This window comes from Ruegeria sp. CI1, assembly GCF_056536925.1.
In genome coordinates this window covers 37034-56084 of the sequence record NZ_JBQFQP010000016.1, presented here as the reverse complement: position 1 = coordinate 56084, position 19051 = coordinate 37034, and the positions used below count along the sequence as shown (strand labels likewise).

23 protein-coding genes are annotated in these 19051 nt (G+C 61.3%); 16 read left to right on the top strand and 7 right to left on the bottom strand.

Annotated features, from left to right (window positions below; genetic code table 11):
- Window positions 1–6 precede the first annotated feature (6 nt).
- Window positions 7–393, top strand: a complete 387-nt coding sequence (locus tag ACR0LZ_RS17700; protein ID WP_480751259.1) for a Na+/H+ antiporter subunit G — start codon at window positions 7–9, stop codon at window positions 391–393.
- A gap of 5 nt (window positions 394–398) precedes the next feature.
- A complete protein-coding gene (gene selD / locus ACR0LZ_RS17695) occupies window positions 399–2558 on the top strand; it encodes a selenide, water dikinase SelD (RefSeq protein WP_480751258.1) in 2160 nt (719 codons plus the stop codon).
- On the opposite strand, the gene mnmH is transcribed toward selD, so the two are convergent.
- Complete coding sequence (gene mnmH / locus ACR0LZ_RS17690) at window positions 2549–3601, bottom strand: tRNA 2-selenouridine(34) synthase MnmH (protein ID WP_480751257.1); 1053 nt, start codon at window positions 3599–3601, stop codon at window positions 2549–2551. The genes selD and mnmH overlap by 10 nt on opposite strands.
- Before the next feature lie 52 nt (window positions 3602–3653).
- Complete coding sequence (locus ACR0LZ_RS17685) at window positions 3654–4328, bottom strand: SOS response-associated peptidase (protein ID WP_480751255.1); 675 nt, start codon at window positions 4326–4328, stop codon at window positions 3654–3656.
- 21 nt (window positions 4329–4349) lie between these two features.
- On the opposite strand from ACR0LZ_RS17685, the gene ACR0LZ_RS17680 reads away from it, so the two are divergent.
- Window positions 4350–6173: a tetratricopeptide repeat-containing sulfotransferase family protein gene (locus ACR0LZ_RS17680; protein ID WP_480751254.1), complete on the top strand. Its 1824-nt coding sequence runs from the start codon at window positions 4350–4352 to the stop codon at window positions 6171–6173.
- Here the strand turns inward: ACR0LZ_RS17680 and ACR0LZ_RS17675 are convergent, their stop codons facing one another.
- Window positions 6174–7751: a bifunctional metallophosphatase/5'-nucleotidase gene (locus tag ACR0LZ_RS17675; RefSeq protein ID WP_480751253.1), complete on the bottom strand. Its 1578-nt coding sequence runs from the start codon at window positions 7749–7751 to the stop codon at window positions 6174–6176. It lies immediately after the preceding gene.
- A gap of 131 nt (window positions 7752–7882) precedes the next feature.
- Between ACR0LZ_RS17675 and ACR0LZ_RS17670 the strand changes: the two genes are divergently transcribed.
- From ACR0LZ_RS17670 to sigJ, 7 genes are all read left to right on the top strand, one after another.
- A complete protein-coding gene (locus tag ACR0LZ_RS17670; RefSeq protein WP_480751324.1) occupies window positions 7883–8221 on the top strand; it encodes a DUF952 domain-containing protein in 339 nt (112 codons plus the stop codon).
- Entirely contained in the window at window positions 8218–8649 is a 432-nt protein-coding gene (locus ACR0LZ_RS17665; RefSeq protein WP_480751252.1) for a DUF1330 domain-containing protein, read from the top strand. The genes ACR0LZ_RS17670 and ACR0LZ_RS17665 overlap by 4 nt, the downstream gene beginning before the upstream one ends.
- Complete coding sequence (locus ACR0LZ_RS17660) at window positions 8646–9704, top strand: quinone-dependent dihydroorotate dehydrogenase (protein WP_480751251.1); 1059 nt, start codon at window positions 8646–8648, stop codon at window positions 9702–9704. Before ACR0LZ_RS17665 ends, ACR0LZ_RS17660 begins: the two co-directional genes overlap by 4 nt.
- Complete coding sequence (arsC, locus tag ACR0LZ_RS17655; RefSeq protein WP_480751249.1) at window positions 9701–10042, top strand: arsenate reductase (glutaredoxin); 342 nt, start codon at window positions 9701–9703, stop codon at window positions 10040–10042. Before ACR0LZ_RS17660 ends, arsC begins: the two co-directional genes overlap by 4 nt.
- Window positions 10043–10152: 110 nt before the next feature.
- Window positions 10153–10533: a hypothetical protein gene (locus ACR0LZ_RS17650; RefSeq protein WP_480751248.1), complete on the top strand. Its 381-nt coding sequence runs from the start codon at window positions 10153–10155 to the stop codon at window positions 10531–10533.
- Window positions 10530–11069, top strand: a complete 540-nt coding sequence (locus ACR0LZ_RS17645; protein ID WP_480751246.1) for a hypothetical protein — start codon at window positions 10530–10532, stop codon at window positions 11067–11069. Before ACR0LZ_RS17650 ends, ACR0LZ_RS17645 begins: the two co-directional genes overlap by 4 nt.
- The gene (sigJ, locus tag ACR0LZ_RS17640; protein ID WP_480751245.1) at window positions 11066–11956 is read left to right on the top strand and encodes an RNA polymerase sigma factor SigJ; all 891 of its coding nucleotides are present in this window, start codon (window positions 11066–11068) and stop codon (window positions 11954–11956) included. The genes ACR0LZ_RS17645 and sigJ overlap by 4 nt, the downstream gene beginning before the upstream one ends.
- A gap of 9 nt (window positions 11957–11965) precedes the next feature.
- Here the strand turns inward: sigJ and ACR0LZ_RS17635 are convergent, their stop codons facing one another.
- The 4 genes from ACR0LZ_RS17635 to ACR0LZ_RS17620 are packed head-to-tail and all read right to left on the bottom strand — an operon-like array spanning window position 11966 to window position 14814.
- On the bottom strand, window positions 11966–12505 hold the full coding sequence (locus tag ACR0LZ_RS17635) for a GNAT family N-acetyltransferase (RefSeq protein ID WP_480751243.1): 540 nt from the start codon (window positions 12503–12505) through the stop codon (window positions 11966–11968).
- Window positions 12506–12551: 46 nt separating this feature from the next.
- On the bottom strand, window positions 12552–13868 hold the full coding sequence (locus tag ACR0LZ_RS17630) for an MATE family efflux transporter (RefSeq protein WP_480751241.1): 1317 nt from the start codon (window positions 13866–13868) through the stop codon (window positions 12552–12554).
- 6 nt (window positions 13869–13874) lie between these two features.
- Complete coding sequence (locus ACR0LZ_RS17625) at window positions 13875–14393, bottom strand: PaaI family thioesterase (protein WP_480751239.1); 519 nt, start codon at window positions 14391–14393, stop codon at window positions 13875–13877.
- A 1-nt stretch (window position 14394) separates the two neighbouring features.
- A complete protein-coding gene (locus tag ACR0LZ_RS17620) occupies window positions 14395–14814 on the bottom strand; it encodes a PaaI family thioesterase (protein ID WP_480751238.1) in 420 nt (139 codons plus the stop codon).
- 116 nt (window positions 14815–14930) lie between these two features.
- Between ACR0LZ_RS17620 and ACR0LZ_RS17615 the strand changes: the two genes are divergently transcribed.
- The 6 genes from ACR0LZ_RS17615 to ACR0LZ_RS17590 all read left to right on the top strand — a co-directional run bounded on the left by ACR0LZ_RS17615 (window position 14931) and on the right by ACR0LZ_RS17590 (window position 19050).
- A complete protein-coding gene (locus tag ACR0LZ_RS17615; protein WP_480751237.1) occupies window positions 14931–15299 on the top strand; it encodes a MerR family transcriptional regulator in 369 nt (122 codons plus the stop codon).
- A gap of 344 nt (window positions 15300–15643) precedes the next feature.
- A complete protein-coding gene (locus ACR0LZ_RS17610; RefSeq protein WP_480751236.1) occupies window positions 15644–16045 on the top strand; it encodes a MerR family transcriptional regulator in 402 nt (133 codons plus the stop codon).
- A gap of 45 nt (window positions 16046–16090) precedes the next feature.
- Window positions 16091–17872: an acyl-CoA dehydrogenase C-terminal domain-containing protein gene (locus tag ACR0LZ_RS17605; RefSeq protein ID WP_480751235.1), complete on the top strand. Its 1782-nt coding sequence runs from the start codon at window positions 16091–16093 to the stop codon at window positions 17870–17872.
- 49 nt (window positions 17873–17921) lie between these two features.
- Window positions 17922–18134, top strand: a complete 213-nt coding sequence (locus ACR0LZ_RS17600; protein WP_480751233.1) for a hypothetical protein — start codon at window positions 17922–17924, stop codon at window positions 18132–18134.
- Window positions 18131–18421 carry a hypothetical protein gene (locus tag ACR0LZ_RS17595; protein ID WP_480751231.1) on the top strand — a complete coding sequence of 97 codons (291 nt, stop codon included), beginning with the start codon at window positions 18131–18133 and terminating at the stop codon, window positions 18419–18421. Before ACR0LZ_RS17600 ends, ACR0LZ_RS17595 begins: the two co-directional genes overlap by 4 nt.
- Entirely contained in the window at window positions 18412–19050 is a 639-nt protein-coding gene (locus ACR0LZ_RS17590) for a glutathione S-transferase family protein (protein ID WP_480751229.1), read from the top strand. Before ACR0LZ_RS17595 ends, ACR0LZ_RS17590 begins: the two co-directional genes overlap by 10 nt.
- The last annotated feature ends 1 nt before the right edge of the window (window position 19051 follow it).

The following is a 19051-nucleotide window of genomic DNA, read 5'->3' as shown; positions in this document are numbered from 1 at the left end:
GGCGACATGGAAATTCTGTTCGAACTCCTGATCAGCTTTTTTCTGATCGTCTCGGGTATTTTCGGTTTTGTCGGCTCGTTCGGGATGATCAAGCTGAAGGACCCGATGTCGCGCCTGCACGCCCCAACCAAGGCAACAACGCTTGGGGTTGGCGGCGTTCTGCTTGCCTCGATAGGCCATTCCGTCCTTATCGAGCATCACTTGTCGCTGCATGAGCTGTTGATCACCCTGTTTCTGTTTCTGACTGCCCCGATCACGGCCCTGTTCATTGCCAAATGGCACATTCACCGTCATGTACGCCCCGAAGACCTGCCAAGTGTTGGCGAGGATGGCGTCTGGGCCACCCATGCCACCCCGCAGGACGAAGACGCACAGGACCCGACGACCAACTGACGCCCATGCAAACACCGCACCTGCCCCTGACCCGCGATCTGGTACTGATTGGCGGCGGACATACCCATGCCCTCGTTCTACGCAAATGGGGCATGAACCCTTTGCCAGGTGCGCGGCTTACCGTCATCAACCCCGGTCCGACCGCACCTTATTCTGGCATGCTGCCCGGTTTCGTGGCGGGGCACTATGACCGGTGGGAACTGGATATCGATCTGGTTCGACTTGCCCGGTTCGCCAGGGCGCGCGTGGTTCTGGGCATGGTCGAGGGCATCGATCTTTCCCGGCGCGAGGTGCTTGTACCCGGCCGGCCGCCCATCGGGTTCGACGTGGCATCGGTGAATGTCGGCATCACCTCGGACATGCCGGCGCTGCCCGGTTTCGCCGAGCACGCGATACCGGCCAAGCCGCTTGGTCCGTTCGCCGCGCGTTGGGCCGGATATCTGAATGGGGCGGGCCCTGCTTCGATCGCGGTGATCGGCGGCGGCGTGGCCGGGGTCGAACTGGTGATGGCGATGGCGCATGCCCTGCGCAGTCGCAGCCGCCCGGCGCAGGTGACGCTGATCGACGCGGCAACGGCCCTGACCGCCACGCGCCCTAAAGCTGCCGCGCGAATCAGGCGGGCGATGGCGGACCTGGATATCGACGTGATCGAGAATACCGGTGTCGAAAGCATCGAACTCGGATGCCTGACGCTGACGGATGGACGCCGGATCGAAGCCGAATTCGTCACCGGCGCTGCGGGTGCGCGCGCCTATGACTGGATCGCCGAATCCGGTCTGGCGCTGCATGATGGCTACATCTCGGTGAACGGCTGTCTGCAATCCAGCGACCCGAATGTCTTTGCCGCGGGCGACTGCGCTCATCTGGCCGAAGATCCGCGCCCCAAGGCCGGAGTCTATGCGGTGCGCGAGGCACCGGTTCTGTTCGACAATCTGCACGCCGCGCTGGGGTCGGGCCGGATGCGCCGCTATGTTCCGCAAAAGGACTATCTGAAACTGGTGTCGTTGGGCGGAAAATCCGCGCTCGGCGAACGGTTCGGAACATCTTTCAGCGGTCCGCTGATGTGGCGGTGGAAAAACCACATCGACCAGAAATTCATGAACCGGTTCCGCGACCTGCCCCGGATGTCGCTGCCGCCCCTGCCCCGCCACCATGCGACAGGCCTGCGCGAGGCGCTTGGCGACAAACCAATGTGCGGAGGGTGCGGCGCCAAGATCGGGCGAGGCGCGTTGCGCGAAGCGCTGGCTGCCCTGCCACACCACGAACGGGCAGATGTGACACCGCTGCCGGGCGACGATGCCGCCCTGCTCACGACCGGCGGGGTGCGTCAGGTCATGACCTCGGACCATTTGCGCGCGTTGGTGGCTGATCCGGTCCTGATGTCCCGTATTTCAGCGGTGCACGCACTGGGCGACATCTGGGCAATGGGCGCACAGCCACAGGCGGCAACCGCGACCCTGATCCTGCCACGCATGTCGGTCGACTTGCAGCGGCGCACAATGGCCGAGATCATGTCCGCCGCGAACTGCGTCATGCGTGCGGCCGGGGCGGAAATCATCGGTGGCCACAGTTCGATGGGCGACGAAATGACTATCGGCTTCACCGTAACAGGTCTGTGCGACCGCGACCCGATCACCCTGTCGGGCGGCATGGCGGGCGACAGCCTGATTCTGACCAAACCATTGGGCAGCGGTGTTCTGATGGCCGCCGAGATGGCCGGACAGGCAGACGGCGCCTGGATCGCCGCCGCGTACGAACATATGGTTCAGCCCCTAGGCGATGCATCTGCGATACTTTCGCAGGCTCATGCAATGACCGACGTGACCGGATTTGGCCTTGCCGGACACCTGCAAGGCCTGTGCGAGGCATCAGGATGCGGTGCTGAACTCGATCTGGATGTGATTCCGGTCATGGCAGGAGCGTTGGACCTGGCCGAAAAAGGCGTGCGATCCACCCTGTTCACGGACAACCGGGGGCTGACACCCGAGTTGCCCGAAGGTGGCAAGACCGATCTGTTGTTCGACCCGCAGACTTCGGGTGGCTTGCTGGCGGCTGTCTCCCCAAAGGATGCCGAAAAACTATTGCAAGAGTTACGAAACGCCGGATACCCGGCCGTAGTCATCGGTCGGTTAACCGACAGGCCCGGTCTGACCCTTCAGAGCTGAGACAGAATCCGTTCGATCTGTGCCACAGCGTGATCCAGGTCCGCACTATCCAATGATTGCGCGGTGACGCGCGCCAACGGTTCGGCCGCACGCGCCCTGCGCGACCTCGTGTAGGCCGGGTCATAGTGCTGCTCCATCAGCAAGCGGGTCAGCCCTTGCTTGTCCTCGGCTTCAATCAGACCGAACCAGGTATCCACCACATCGTGTCCCCTATGAAACCGTAATGGGTTCAACCGGTCGCGCAACCGGTCGCCATCCGAAAGGATGTCATCATAAGCACGAACGAGATACGCCGCCCGCGCCTCGATCGGGGCGGAGATTTCAATCCGGGGTGCCGCACAGAGTGATGACCACAGACTGGGCGGCAGGATGCGTTCACCCACCTTCGATGATTCCGCCTCGACCACGACGGGCCGTGCGGGATCAAGCGCGCAAAGCACCCCGGCAAGGGCCGATTCAAACGCTTTCTGGCTGGGTTGCCCGCCAGGCATTTCCCCCAATAGCGAGCCGCGATGATTGGCCAGCCCCTCCAGGTCTACCACCTGTGCACCGCGCGCACCGAGGCGCGCCAGAAGCTCGGTCTTGGCGGTTCCGGTATACCCATCCAGCGCAATGAAACGATGCGGCAGGGGATCGTCATAGAGATACCGGTTCACCAGCCGCCGATAGGTACGATACCCGCCCTCGATCACGTCAGCGCGCCAGCCGATCTGTTGCAGCATCCATGTGAACGATCCGGAGCGCTGCCCGCCGCGCCAGCAATAAACCAGTGGCCGCCAGTTGCCATCATGGTGGCTAAGGTGCTGTTCCACGTGACCCGCGGCGTTTCGGAATACCAGCGCGGCCCCCAGTTTACGGGCCAGAAACGGGCTTTGCTGTTTATAGATCGTACCCACCCGCGCGCGTTCCTCGTTGTCGAGAACCGGCAGGCTGATTGCTCCGGGCAGATGATCCTCGGCGTATTCCGCCGGGCTGCGCACGTCGATCACGGTGTCGAAACCGTGGGCGTAAAGCTCGGGTAAGGTCTTGAATTTCAGTGCCATGATGACCGTCTATCCCGCCCGCAGACAAAGGGAAAGAGGCCGTAGGCACATATCAATCAGCGCCAGTGCCCAGGGGTTCGATCAGATCCGGCCCGCTGGCCCGGTTGGAATTGACGGCAACGCCAACCCGATGAAATCCCAGCACATCTTCACCTCCCGGCTGCATCAGACGCGCTGCCCCCTTGCCCGCTTCTCCGAGCCACAAGGGCCAGTTTTCACTTTCCAGAACAAGCGGCATCCGGTGGTGAACGGCGCTCATCCTCTGATTGGCCTGCGTGGTCACGATGGCGCAGGTGGTTTCGCGGGCACCCTCAGGCCCCCAATCCTGCCAGACCCCGGCAAAGGCGATGGGGGCGTCGTCGCGGCGACGGATGTACCAGGGCAGCCGTTGACCTTGATCCGTCTTTGTCCATTCATAAAAACCGGTGGCCACGATCATGCAGCGGCGCTCGCGGCAGGCGGCGCGAAAGGCCGGTTTCTCGGCGATGGTCTCGGCACGGGCGTTGATCAGCAGCGGACCCGAGTTGTGCGATTTGTACCAGTGTGGGAGGAAACCCCACCGCATTTGTACAAGTTGTCGACCGGTTTCTGCCGCGCGGATCACATGCACCTGATTGGTCGGACAGACGTTGTAGTTGGGCACCGGCGGCAAAGCGTTCGCTGGCTGCGCGGCAAACAGCTGCGCCATCGCGTCGCTTGGCAGGGTTATGGCAAATCGACCGCACATCCCCGCAGCTTAGGGCCGGAAATGACGAATGCAATTCCCCGGCTCACAGGATTTCTCTTGCACCTGTCCGTGATTGCCGGTGTAACCCGTGTCATGACACTCGAAAACGATCTGAAATCCACGGTGATGCTGCTCAATCAGGGGCGGCTCAAACCCGCTCTCAAGGGGGCGAAGGCGGGTATTAAACGGCACAAGTCCCATCCGGCCTTTCCCAATATCGCGGGCATCTGCCTGTCGGGGCTGGGCAAGCACAAGGATGCGGTGCCCTATTTCAAGAAGGCGCTCAGCCTTGATCCCGGGTTTCAGGACGCACGCAAGAACATGGCGCAGACACTGGTGTTTCTGGGTCGGGCCGACGCGGCGATGCCTATGCTCGACAAGGTGTTGCAGGCCCAGCCCAAGGATATCGGCGCGCTTTACATCAAAGCGCAGGGATTGATGGCACAAGGGGACAATGACGGCGCGATGGACTGCGTCTCGGAGGTACTACGCCTCGAGAAACGGAACTATCGCGCCTTGCGGCTGCGGGGTGTGTTGCGCAAGGCTGTTGGTGACTATGAGGGTGCCGTTGCGGATTTCGAAGCGTTGTTGGCGATGAACGCCAATGACGTGGAAACGCTGGTCGATATCAGCCTGCCACTTGCCCGCCTGATCCGCAGCGACGATGCGACGGCGGCGGCGCGCAAGGCCGTGGCGCTGGCCCCCGACAACGCCGAGGCGCGGCACCGGCTGGCGACGCAGTTGCTGTCGAACGGGGACAGCGAAGGCGCTCGGTCAGAATGCGAAGCGGTTCTGGCACTGGTTCCGGGGGATCCGGTGGCGCTGGAAACGCTGGCACGGATGAACAGCGCTGAGCAAAATGCAGAACTTGCGCCCCGGGTCGAACAGGCGCTCAAGACCTTGCCCAAGGACGCGCCGGACCGGACCTATCTGCATTTTGCCCGCGCGCGAGTTGCCCAACAGGCGGGTGACATGCCGGGCTTTGCCGAGCATCTGGGCAAGGCCAACGCAGCGATGGCGGCAAAGGCCCCCTATGACGCAAATGAGACGGCGCAATCGCTGACATCGGTGCAAGTTCGGTTTCCGGATGAGAATTCCGTGACTTCGCCACTCGAACCCGCGTCGCCACGCCCGATCTATGTCGTCGGCATGCCGCGTTCGGGCACGACCCTGACCGAAGTACTGCTGTCGGCGCATCCCGATGTGGTGTCTTTGGGAGAGCGCGCGGTGCCCGCCTTGCTGCTCGATCACTATCTGACCGACAACACGCCCTATGACACGGATGCCGCGCGTGCCTATGCCGAGGCAGACCGTGCGCGTCTGCCGGAATTTGCACGCAAGGCGCAGGCTTATGTTGACAAGATGCCCGAGAATTACCGGTTGCTGGGCTTCCTGTCCAAGGCGCATCCCGAGGCGCGCATGGTCCAGCTCAGGCGCGATCCGCGCGATGTCGCCCTGTCGATCTGGCAGGCCCATTTTGCCGGGGGGTCGATGACCTATGCCTATGATCTTGCGGCCATGGCCGACCGGTTCAATTTTCACGCCCGCGTCATGGCGCATTGGCACAAGGTGATGCCGGGGCGGGTATTCGAACTGCGTTATGAAACCCTGGTTTCGGACATTGAGGGCGAGACAAAGAAGCTGGCAGAGTTCTGCGGCCTCGACTGGGTCGAGAATATGGCGCACCCCGAACGCCATGAGGGACAGGTTCTGACCTTCAGCGACACGCAGTTGCGCCAGAGCGTGCATTCCCGCTCGATCGGGAAGTGGCGCGAGCATGCCGAGATGCTGGCGCCGTTCATCGACGGGCTGGACCCCGGGCTGTGGCCCGAGATCCGCGACTGATCATTTCTGGATGATGCGGCCGTCCACGTAAGGTTGATAGGGCGCGTTTTTCGCCAGGTATTCCGCGGTGACATCGGCCAGGTCGGGACCGAAGTCATAGGCGTTCTTGTCGTCACCCGCGAACACGTCATAGCCGTCGCCGCCATTGCGGACATAGTTGTTGGTCACCACAAGATAAGTTGCCGCCGGGTCGATGGGCACGAAACCATCGTCGCTGGCCACCATCACCTCGACCACCCGGCCCTCGTTCGGTGCGATCGACGGGTCCCAGGTAAAGGTCATGCCCGCCACCTGCGGGAAGCGGCCCTTGACCTCTTCGACCTGGCTGACGCCGTTTTCCAGCGCGTCGATTATGCCCTGACCGCTGATCTGGAAGGTCGATAGCGTGTTCTGAAACGGCAGCACCGTCAGGACCTCGCCCATCGTCACGTCGCCGGGATCGATCGAGGCGCGCAACCCACCCGAGTTGGCGATGGCGATGGTCACGCCCTGATCCGCTACCCGATCCAGCATTGCGTCGGCCACCAGGTTGCCCATCTCGCATTCCTGCACGCGGCAAACCGAGCGGTCGCCCTGAATCGGAGCAGCGGCGTTGGCGACAACCTTGTTGCGGATCTCGTCCAACGGCTGCGCCAACTCGTCGATGCGCGCAACGGTAGCTTCGTCCTCGGTCACCGTGGCGTTCATGATCAGCGGCTCGCCCTCGGCGACGGTGACGTTGCCGTCGTCATCGAAGGTGACGTTCAACTCGCCCAGGAACTTACCATAGGCATAGGCCTGAACGATCGGCACTCCGTTGACCATGGTCGGATAGGGGCCGACCGCGTCTTCGAGCACGTTGGACAGAAGCGTATTGGAATGCCCGCCCACAATCACGTCGACACCCGAGGTTTCGGCGGCAATGCGTTTGTCGGCGGCATAGCCGGAATGGCTGAGCACGACGATCTTGTTGATGCCCTCACCCGTCAGCTTGTCGACCTCGGTCTGTACGGCGGGCACCGGATCGGAGAAGGTGACGTTGGGACCGGGCGAGGCGATTTCCGGCGTGTCGACGGGTGTAAGGCCGATCAGGCCGATCTGTTCGCCGCCCACCTCGATCACGGTAGATTTCTTGAGCACACCTTCGAGCAGTTCCTCGCCACTGAAATCGGCGTTCGACATCAGGATGGGAAAGTCGATCGCGTCGATGAAGCCGCGCAGAACCTCGGGGCCGTCGTCGAATTCGTGATTGCCCACGGTCATCGCGTCATAGCCCAGCTTGTTCATCATCTCGGCCGCGACCTTTCCCTTGTAATAGGTATAGAACAGCGAGCCCTGGAACTGGTCGCCGCCGTCGACAAGGATCGAGTTGCCGGCTAGCGCACGCGCGTTCTCGATCGCGGATACAAGCCGCGCGGTGCCGCCAAAGCACTTGCCCTCGGCGTCGTCCTCGGCATCGCAGGCGCTATCGTATTTGTTGATCGGCTCGAAGCGGGCGTGGAAATCATTGGTATGCAGAATGGTCAGCTTGTATTCGGCCACCGCCGCGCCGGCGGTCAGGCCAAGCGCGGCAACCGAGGTCAGAAATCGGGTAAACATCTGGTTGACTCCCTAAAGTTGTTTTTCTTTGGATCGTGCGCCGGGTCTTTGGCAGAGTCAAAGGGTCTGTGCAGGCGACGTAGGGGGAATTGCGGCTTGATATTGCCCCGGCCCCGAGGCATCTGGGCGTTATGCTGATCTACAAGATTTTCCGGGCGGACGAATGGGCCGTATTACAGACGCAGGGCGAGACCACTGGCGCGCCGGTCGATGTGGCCGACGGGTTCGTTCATTTCTCGACCGCCGAACAGGCTGCCGAGACCGCCGTCAAGCATTTTGCGGGGGCCGATGGGCTGACCGTGCTGGCCTGCGATGGCGACGCGATGGGCGATGCGCTGAAATGGGAAGTGTCACGCGGCGGTGCATTGTTTCCTCATCTTTACCGCAACTTGCGGCTGTCGGACGTAGTCTGGGCCAAGCCGCTGCCGCTGGTGGACGGGCAGCACCGCTTTCCGGATGAGATGGTATGAGCGGGTATGTCGATCCCGAGCGGGAGCAGTTCGAGGCCTTCAAGGCACTTGACCGTGATCACCCCATCGAAATGCTGAACCTTGTGAAATTTCGCGACAGGGCGATTTACCCCGAAGGTCACGAACTGGCGGGCGCGGGGTTGACCGGGGCCGAGGCGTACCAAAGGTACGGGGCCGAAACCGCGCCGATCATTGCGCGGCTCGGGGCCGCGATCGTCTGGCGCGGGGCGTTTCAATCCGTTCTGATCGGACCTCAGGAAGAGGCTTGGGACGAGGTGTTCGTTGCTCGCTATCCTACGGCACACACGTTTCTTGAGATGGTGACCGATCCGGTTTACAGGCAGGCCGTGGTGCACCGGCAGGCGGCGTTGGCAACCTCGCGCCTGATCCGCTGCGCCCCGGCCCAAAGTGGAAAGACATTCGGATGAAGATGATCGAAAAACTGGGGTTGGCCGCCCTGCACCGGATGGATCCGGAAGCGGCGCACGGGCTGTCCATAAGAGCCCTGAAGATGGGGCTGGCGCCCGCGCCGGGGCCTGTGACTTCACCCCGGTTGCGTACCACCGTCGCCGGTCTTGACCTGCCGAACCCTGTTGGGCTGGCGGCCGGGTTCGACAAGAACGGCGAGGTCCTGGGGCCGCTTTCGCGCGCCGGGTTCGGGTTTATCGAGGTTGGCGCGGTCACCCCGCGCCCGCAACCCGGCAACCCCAAACCACGACTCTTCCGGCTAAGCGAGGATCGCGCGGCAATCAACCGGTTCGGTTTCAACAATGACGGCATGGAGGTCATGGCCAAGCGGCTGGCGGGGCGTCCCAAAGATGCGGTGATCGGTCTGAACCTCGGCGCCAACAAGGACAGCGACGACCGGCCTAGCGATTTCGCCAAGGTGCTGGCACGATGCGCCGAATACCTTGATTTCGCCACGGTCAACGTCTCGTCCCCCAATACAGAAAAGCTGCGTGATTTGCAGGGCAAGGCGGCATTGGGGGCGCTGCTGTCCGGTGTGATCGAAACCCGCGACGGCCTGCCGCAGCGTTTGCCGGTGTTTCTGAAGATCGCGCCGGACCTGACAGACGACGAATTACAGGACATTGCCGATGTGGCGCGCGAAACCGGAGTGGATGGGGTGATTGCCACCAACACCACCCTGTCGCGCGATGGTTTGCGAAGTGTCCACAAGGGCGAGGCAGGCGGCTTGTCGGGTGCGCCCTTGTTCGAAAAATCCACGCGGGTTCTGGCTCGTCTCAGCCAATTGACCGAAGGCAGCCTGCCGCTGATCGGGGTTGGCGGCATCAGCACCGCCGAACAGGCCTATGCCAAGATCTGCGCGGGTGCCTCGGCGGTTCAATTCTATACCGCGATGGTTTATGGCGGTTTGTCGCTGGCCGCCGATATAGCGCACGGGCTGGACGACTTGCTGAAGCGCGACGGGTTAGACACTGTGGCGCAGGCTGTGGGCAGCAAAAGAGAGGACTGGCTGTGATCGAATATTGGCACAATCCCCGTTGTTCGAAATCCCGCGCGGGACTGGCGCTTTTGCAAGAGCGCGGCGCAACGATCACCGTGCGCAAGTACCTAGAGGATGCTCCCAGCCTCGAGGAGTTGAAGGCGGCCCAAGCCGCGCTGGGGCTTCGCGCGGTAGAGATGATGCGCACCGGCGAGAAGGTGTTCAAGGAGCTTGAGCTGTCGAAAACGGACGCAGATGAGGTTCTGCTGGCCGCTATGGCCGCCCATCCGATCCTGATCGAACGCCCCATCGCGTTGTGTAACGGCAAGGCCGCGATCGGTCGCCCGCCCGAGGCTTTGCTGGACCTTACCTAGGTCGACCTGGAGCCCGGCGGGTCCCATCGCACAAGCTCTGTCGGTTTTTTTTGCTCGTCGCGGTCACAAACAGTGCTCCTGTTTCGTCATAAAGGCGAAGGGAGACATCTATGACAAAATCCATCCTCGTCGGATTGGCGGCCTATTTCTTGCTGTTGGCCGCCGGTCTGGTCATTGCACCTGCTGAATTCTATCGCTCGGTTCCTGGCGTCTCGTCCACCGGGCCTTTCAACGACCATTTTGCCCGGGATATCGGCTTTGCTTTTTTCGTCAGCGCGACCGGTCTGTTTCTTGGCGCGCGCCGTGGCGACCGGACGCTCGTAGTGCTTGGCGCGGCATTCCTATCCTTGCATGCCGCATTTCACGTCGCCTCATGGGGCCACCATGCATCGCCTGACAGCGCCACGGTTTTGTTCGACATAGCTGCCAATACCATTCCCGCCGCCGTCGCCCTGGCCTTCGCACAGCGCCTCAAGGAGGTTCCGGCATGATCAGAGCTATCCTGAACAGGATGTTGAGCAAGTTCGAAAAGGACAATGACTATGACGCCAGCTATATGCGGCAGGTCGCGGAAGTTTGGCCCGGTGCTGCACTTCGCTACTTCGGCCTGTCATTGTTCAGCGGAATGACAGGACCCGCCCCGCAAATCTGGGCCGGTGCGCTGTTGGCATCGACGCTGGACGGCGATTGCGGGCCTTGCGCGCAGCTTGTCGCAGGTTTTGCCCTGAAATCGGGCGTACCGTCCGATCACATTGCGGCATGCCTGTCACGCAACTTTGACGCCGCGGGCGAAGCTGGTCTAGGGTTCCGTTTTGCCGAAGCCGTGATCGCCGACTTGCCCGAGGCGGACGACCTGCAACTGGAAATCAGAAAGCGACATGGCGAAAGGGCGGTGATTGCGGCGACTTATGCCGCGGCGTCCGGCCGGGCCTATCCGGTCATGAAACGGGGGTTGGGCCACGGGCAGACGTGCCAGAAAATCTCACTCGGCAAGACACTGCATCCTGTAATACGGTCGGCCCGATGACAAAGACACGACTTGACCGGTTCGAACAGGAACGCCCGCGCCTGATGGCGCTGGCCTACCGGATGCTGGGCGAACGCGCCGCGGCCGAAGACGTCGTGCAGGAGGTCTGGCTGCGCTGGTCCGACATCACAGGCGACACCATCGGCAATCCTGCCGGCTGGCTGCACACCACGACGATGCGGTTGGCCATTGATGCGCTGCGGTCGGCCCGGCACCGGCGCGAGGTCTATGTCGGACCGTGGTTGCCTGAACCGCTGGTGCGCGATGCGAGCGCCAGCAGCGAAGACCATCTGTCTCTGGCACAGGATTGCGAACTGGCGTTGCTATGGGCGATGGAGCGGCTGACCCCCGAGGAGCGCGCGGCATTCGTGCTGAAACAGGTCTTTGACGCCGACTACGAAGAACTGGCACAGGTCCTGGACAAATCCGAGGCAGCCTGCCGTCAACTGGTCAGCCGCGCCGGGAAAAAGGTGAAATCGGCAGGGCCGAGGTTTAAGGTCGAGCCACAAGAAACGGCCACGATGCTGGCCCGGTTTTCCCAGGCTGTCGCGGCGCAGGATCGCGCCACGGTCTTATCGCTGATGTCCGCCGATGTCACCGCAATCAGCGATGGCGGCGGCAAAGTGCGCGCCGCGTTCCGCCCATTGGCGGGCCGGGACGAAGTGGCGCAGGTATTGCTGTCGATCGCATCGAAACAGGTCGGGCGTGTCGATGTCAGGACGGTCAGGGCCAACGGCGCGCCTGCACTGGCGGTTCTGGACGGCGGCGCAGATGACATGGTGTTTACGCTGACGGTCAATCGGGACGGGCTGATCGACTGGATCTATATCATGCGAAACCCCGAGAAATTGCCGCACCGGCCACCACTGCCGGGCGTCGCGCATTGACCCGGCCGTTCACCACAATTCGGGTTTGTGCAGCGCCGGCACGCATTGGGATGGCCCTGACAGGGGCGTCGCATCTTTTGACGACAACGGCTGTCCCAGCCAGCCATGCGGATGGTTCAATTTCAGCGGGGCCTTTGCAAAATCCTCGGTGATCTGCTGAAACCCGACCCGGGAATAGTAACCGGGATCGCCGTAGGTTGTGACATAGTCGACGCCGCTGAGACGCAACTGATCCAGCCCATGCGCGATCAACTGTTGGCCGATGCCTTTCTGTTGCTGGTCCGTCCTGACCGCCACGGGGGACAGAATGAACACCGCCCTTGAATCCTGCGCATAGAGCAGCCGTGAAATACAGATGCAGCCAACCAGCACCTCGCCCGCATAGGCGGAAAATACATAAAGGTCGTTCTTGGGAGTTGTTGCCAGTAGTTCGGCAACCAACGCACCGATGATCCGGCCCTCCCCTTCCCCCTCCGAGGCGGTGAAGGTGTCCTGAAACAGCGTGGCAATCTGCTGTTCCCGCCCGTTGAAACCTGAAATGAATCTCATCCCCTCTGTTCCTTCCCTGACATCCGTGTGTCTGCGTGTCGGACAGTCATGCCACCTGCGCCTCCAGCCGCGGATAGCGCAGGCCCAGCGTCAGACCGCGGGCGATGTTGAGCACCATCAGCGCCGCCCAGAGTCCGTGGTTGCCGAGCGTGGGCACCAGAAGAAACAACGCCAGAACGTAGATGATGACCGACTGGATCATTGCGATTCTCATGTCGCGAGTCCATGTCGCGCCGATATAAATGCCATCGAACATCCAACTGGCGACGCCCAGAACCGGTGCCAGCGCCGCCCAGATCAGATAGTCACGCGCGCCCAGACGCACGTCGGGTGACGTGGTCATGATGTCGATAATCAGCGGACCCGCAACAAAGAACACTGCTCCCAATACGAGCGCGCCGCCCACCCCCCATTGCGAGGCGATGATCCCGGCACGTCGCAGCTGATAGCGATCCTTTGCGCCAACAGCACTGCCCACCAGCGCCTCGGCGGAAAAAGCAAAACCGTCAAGCGCAAAGGCGGTGATTTCCAGAAACTGCAGCAACACCTGATTGGCGGCGAGGTTGACGTCGCCCAGATCAGCGCCGACGAACAGAAAAGTGGTGAACGCCCCGGTCAGCAATACCGAGCGCACCATGATGTCGGCATTCACCTGCAACATGCGGCGCAGGCGGGTGGCGTCAAAGATGCGGGCCCAGTCGTGCCACTGTTCACCGGCGAAAGCCTCGCGGCACAGCCACAAGCCCAGCGCGAGGCCGGTCCATTCGGCGATCAGGGTCGCGGTGGCCACGCCTTCAACCCCCCAGCCCAGCCCCAGAACGAACCACAGGTCTAGAGCAATGTTGAGACCATTCATCCAGATTTGCAGAACGAAGACACCGCGCGTTTTCTCGATGGCGATCAGCCAGCCGGTGACGGCATAAAGCGCGATGGTGGCGGGCGCACCCCAGATGCGAATCTCCAGATAGGTGCGGGTCAGCGCCTCGACCTCGGCGCTGGCGGGGGCCAGTGCGAAAGCGCCCCAGAACAAGGCGGCTTGCGCAACGATGAAAACCAGCCCCGCCGCGAAAGCCAGAAGCAGGCCGCGCGTCAGCAGCGCACCGGTCTCGGCCATATCGCCCGATCCGCGCGCCTGCGCGGCAAGGCCGGTGGTGCCCATGCGTAAAAAGCCGAACACCCAATAGATCGTGGCGAGGATCACCGCGCCGATCCCGACCGCGCCGATGGGGGCGGCCTGCCCCATCTGCCCCACCACGCCGGTATCGACGGCCCCGAGGATCGGAACCGTTGCGTTGGACAGCACGATGGGCAGGGCAATTTTCAGCACCCGCCGATGTGTGATGGGTGCCGAGGCGTCCTTCATGGCGGGTCAGGCTTTTTCGGATCGCGGTTGTGGCATCAGGAAATGGCCGGTCGCCTGGGCGAACATCTTTGAATGGTGGTCCTGCCACGCCTCGACCCGGACCGAGGCGTAACGACGGCCCGAACGGCTGATGAATGCGCGCGCATAGGCGTCGCGCGGCAGGCCCGAGCGCAGGTAGTCGACGGTAAAGTCGATGGTCTTGGGAAAGCGCATATTGTCGTCGGTCAATATCTCTTCCGGATCGATCTCGCCGCTTTCGATCCTGGGAAACAGGTGCGACCAGCTGAGCGTGATCACCGCCGTCACCTCAAGGAAGGCCGCCGTCACGCCACCGTGGATGGCCGGCAGGAACGGATTGCCGATGTGTTTTTCGTCGAAATTCAGAACCCCGGTCAGCTCGTCCCCGCGACGGTCGAAACTGATGTTGAGAAAGCGGATATAGGGCACGCCTTCGACCAGCGCCTTGAGTGCGGCATCGCGGCGCTGCTTGACCACCTGCATCGGTTCGGGACGGGCGCGCGCCATATCAGCGGCCCTCCACGGTAAAGGCGCCCGAGGCGGTGGCGACAGGTTGGTCCTGATCGTCGTCGGTGGCGGTTGCGCGGACAAAGGCAACGTTGCGGGTGATGTGATAACAGGTCGCGCGCGTCGAAATTCGTTGGCCCGGCGTCGCGGCGCGCATGTAGTCTATGCGCAAGTCGATCGTCGCGGTGCCGCCGGGGGCGGAGGGATGGCTCATCACTGCGGCGCCGCAGCAGGTATCCAGCATGGCCGATACTGCCCCGCCATGAATCACCCCGGTGCGCGGATCACCGATCAGGTCTTCGTTGTAGGGCATCGATATCTCGGCCTCACCGGCACCGATATGATCAAGCTCCAGCCCCAGCGCCTTGGCGTGCGGGATGGCCTCGATGAACTGGCGAGCGAGTTTTGTTTTGTCGACCATAGGCTTGGGTCCTGCTGTTGAGTGCCCCTTTATGGGCCGCTGCGACATCAAAGAGCAAGACCGCCTGTTGCGCATGACGAAACGACACCATAGGTTGCCGGGCGAGGAGAAACAGAATGTCCGACACCCGTTTGTCATTCAAAGAGATGTGCGCGGAATTCGACGTAACGCCGCGCACGCTGCGCTATTACGAGTATATTGAACTGCTGCAGCCAGACCGCGAAGGGCGTTCGCGATTTTATGGCGCGCGGGAACGCGCCCGGATGAAGCTGATTTTGCGCGGGCGCAAGTTCGGCTTCCCGCTGGAAGAGATTCGCCAATGGCTCTTGATCTATGAGGACGAGGGCAATCAGGCGCAGATGTCAGCCTTCATCGAAATGGCCGATCGTCAGATGGAAGAGTTGCGCCAGCAGCGCGAACAGCTTGACGAGGCGATGGACGAGTTGAAGCGACTGCGTGACCAGACCGCCAATAGTCTGGCCTGACGGGGCGCTCTCCGTCTCTCACTTCATCGTCATCCGAGCACGATACCCGTTGCCAGAATATGGGCAGACCGCCAAGCATGGCGCATGTATCGAGTGGAGGATCGAGCGTGACACAGTCCCATTTTCTACGTTCGTCATACAACGCCAATGAAAGGCGATTTTGCCCCCTTCAGGTTGACGTTGCGGAAATAAAATTTCCCGCAAGATGCCTGACGCGAATTGATCTTACGTCACCAAAAAAGTGACGCAGCGTCTAGCTTACGTAAACGTCAATTGCATGTTGTAAATCGCCCGACACCCGGCCAACTCGATATCACCAGGTACGTGATTTGAGAGATTGAGACATGAATGAAGAACTGATGACCATTCGCGAGATGTGCGAGACCTATGACGTGACCCCTCGCACCTTGCGGTTCTACGAGGCCAAGGAACTGCTGTTCCCGATCCGCGAAGGTCAAAAACGGCTGTTCACCAAACGCGACCGCGCCCGACTGAAACTCATCCTGCGCGGCAAGCGTTTCGGCTTCAGCCTCGAAGAAATCCGGCAACTTCTGGACCTGTATCACGCCGGCGACCAGCAACTGACACAGCTGACCCGCACCTATGAGATCGCCTGTGACCGGCTTGCTGACATGGAGTTGCGCCGAGACGAGCTGACCCAGGCCATCGAAGACCTGAAAGAGCAACTGAAATGGGGCGAAAAGGTCATCGCCTCGATGAAAGAAGAAAAGAAGGCGGCCGAGTAACGCCTACCCCGCCCCTCAGAAAATTGAAACAATTGGGAGCCTTCCATGCCCGTCTACAACGCCCCAACCAAGGATACGCAATTCATCCTGCATGATGTCCTGAACGTTTCCGCCTCGGACGTCCCCGGCTATTCGGACCTGGAACCTGAATTTACCGGTGCGGTTCTGGACGAGGCAGGCAAGATCGCGACCAATGTGCTGCACCCGCTGAACGTGGTGGGCGATGCCGAAGGGTGTCGACTGGAAAACGGCATCGTCTACACCCCGACGGGGTTCAAGGAAGCCTTCGAGCAGATGAAGGAAGGCGGTTGGACCGGGCTGGACATGCCCGAGGAATACGGCGGACAGAACATGCCTTATGTTCTGGGCACTGCCGTGGGCGAGATGTTTTCCGCCGCGAACCAGGCGTTCGTGATGTATCAGGGCCTGACCCACGGCGCGGCCTCGGCCATTCTGGCGCATGGGACCGATGAGCAGAAGAACAAATACCTGCCCAACATGGTTGCCTGTGAATGGACGGGCACCATGAACCTGACCGAGCCGCATTGCGGCACAGATCTGGGTCTGATGCGCACCAAGGCGGAACCGCAGGGCGACGGCAGCTACAAGATCACCGGGCAAAAGATCTTCATCTCGTCCGGCGACCACGACATGGCTGACAACATCATCCATCTGGTGCTGGCGAAAGTTCCCGGCGGCCCCGAGGGCATCAAGGGCGTGTCGCTTTTCATCGTGCCTAAATTCCTTGTCAACGACGACGGCAGCCTGGGCGAGCGCAACGGCGTCTCGGTCGGCAAGATCGAGGAAAAGATGGGCATCCACGGAAACTCGACCTGCGTCATGAACTATGACGCCGCAACCGGTTGGTTGCTGGGCGAAGAGCACAAGGGCATGCGCGCCATGTTCACCATGATGAACGAAGCGCGTCTGGGCGTGGGCATGCAGGGGTTGTCCCAGGCGGAAGCTGCATTCCAGAATGCCCTGGAATACGCCAAGGACCGCCTGCAGGGCCGCGACGTGACCGGGGTGAAGAACCCGGACGGTCCGGCCGATCCGCTGATCGTGCACCCGGACATCCGCCGCAACCTGATGGATCAGAAGAGTTTCACCGAAGGTGCGCGCGCGTTCATCCTGTGGGGCGCCACGATGATCGACAAGGCGCATCGCGCACAGGACAAGGACGCAGATGGGCTGATCTCGTTGCTGACGCCGGTCATCAAGGGTTTCCTGACCGACCAGGGCTATGACATGACCGTACAGGCGCAGCAGGTTTATGGCGGCCATGGCTACATCGAGGAATGGGGCATGTCGCAATATACCCGCGATGCCCGGATCGCGATGATTTACGAGGGGGCCAACGGCGTTCAGGCTTTGGACCTCGTGGGTCGAAAACTGGCGCAGGACGGCGGTAAGCACGTGATGGCCTTCTTCGAGATGGTCAAAACCTTCTGCAAGGAGAACGCAGGGCAGGACGAATCCTATGACAAGGCGTTTATCGAGCCGCTGAAGGCTGCATCCAAGGATCTGCAGGCCGCGGGAATGTATTTCATGCAAAACGGCATGAAGAACCCCAATAACGCGTTGGCGGGCTCTTATGACTTCATGCACATGTTCGGCCATGTCTGCCTGGGCCTGATGTGGGCGCGAATGGCCAAGGCCGCGGCGTCACAACTGGCCGCAGGTGCTTCTGACGCCGCGTTCTACGAGACGAAGATCGCGACCGGGCGCTATTACATGGCGCGCCGCCTGCCCATGACCGCCACGCACCTGGCGCGCATCCAGTCGGGCGCTGACACGGTCATGGCGTTGGAGGCCGCAAATTTCTGAGTATTGCGGCGGGGTCCGCCCCGCCGGCCCAATCACTGAAGAAAGAGACATGCCGAAACGCTTTCGCCTGACCCGCCGCTTCCCCGTCGCCATGACGGAAGACGCCTACCGCAAGCTGAAACAGTTTGCGAAACAGTCAGGTCTGGACGAGGGCGAGGCGCTGTCGTTTCTGTTCGAGAATTTCAACAGCGTAGTCGACGAGGAAAACATGATCCACCGCTTGCGGCTGTTCAACGCGGAACTGGAGGAGCGCAAGCGGTGAAATTAATCCTGACTTTGGTGGCGGTTGTTCTCGGGCCATTAGTTTTGGTTCTTGGAAAACTCGCGATTACCGTTGGAGTTGCAAAAATAGCTGACTGCCATGACGTCACAGCCGCCGGAGTCCCCGATTGTACATTGTTCGGCACACAGGTTGGCGAGTTTGTCTATTCAGGTGTCTTCACTGGATATCAGCTTGGTTTCGCGTTGCTTTGGGCCGCAGGTTGCTTGGCTGTTTTGTTCATCATCGGAATACTTATCGCCATAGGGAGAGCGTTGAAATGGTTATAAAACTTCATTGCTTCGGAGAAAGCGGCAATTCCTACAAAGCAGCGCTGGCGTTGGAAATGTCAGGGCTCGAGTGGGAGCCGGTATTCGTCGACTTTTTCGGCGGCGAGACCCGCACGCCGGAATACCGCGCCACTGTCAACGAGATGGGCGAGGCGCCGGTTTTGATCGACGGCGATTTTCGAACCAGCCAGTCGGGCTGCATCCAGGCCTATGTGACCGAGAAATCCGGCAGGTTCGGAGGTAAGACCCGCGAGGAGAACTATGACATCCTGCGATGGGTGCTGTGGGACAATCACAAGCTCAGCTCGATGGCGGGCCTGACCCGGTTCCTGATCCATTTCCTGCCCGAACAGCACCGCGACCCGAATGTGATCGCTTTCAACCAGGGGCGGCTCAAGGCCGCTTACAATGTGTTGAACGCCCACCTTGAAGGCCGCGACTGGATCGTTGGGGACAGCGTGACCAACGCAGACCTGAGCTGTTGCGGCTACCTCTATTACCCCGAGTCTTTTGGATTCAACCGTGCAGACTGGCCCCATATTGACGCCTGGCTGACCCGGCTTTCCGAACAGCCCGGCTGGAAAGCACCCTATGACCTGATGCCCGGCAACCCGTCGGATCGCGCTTGAG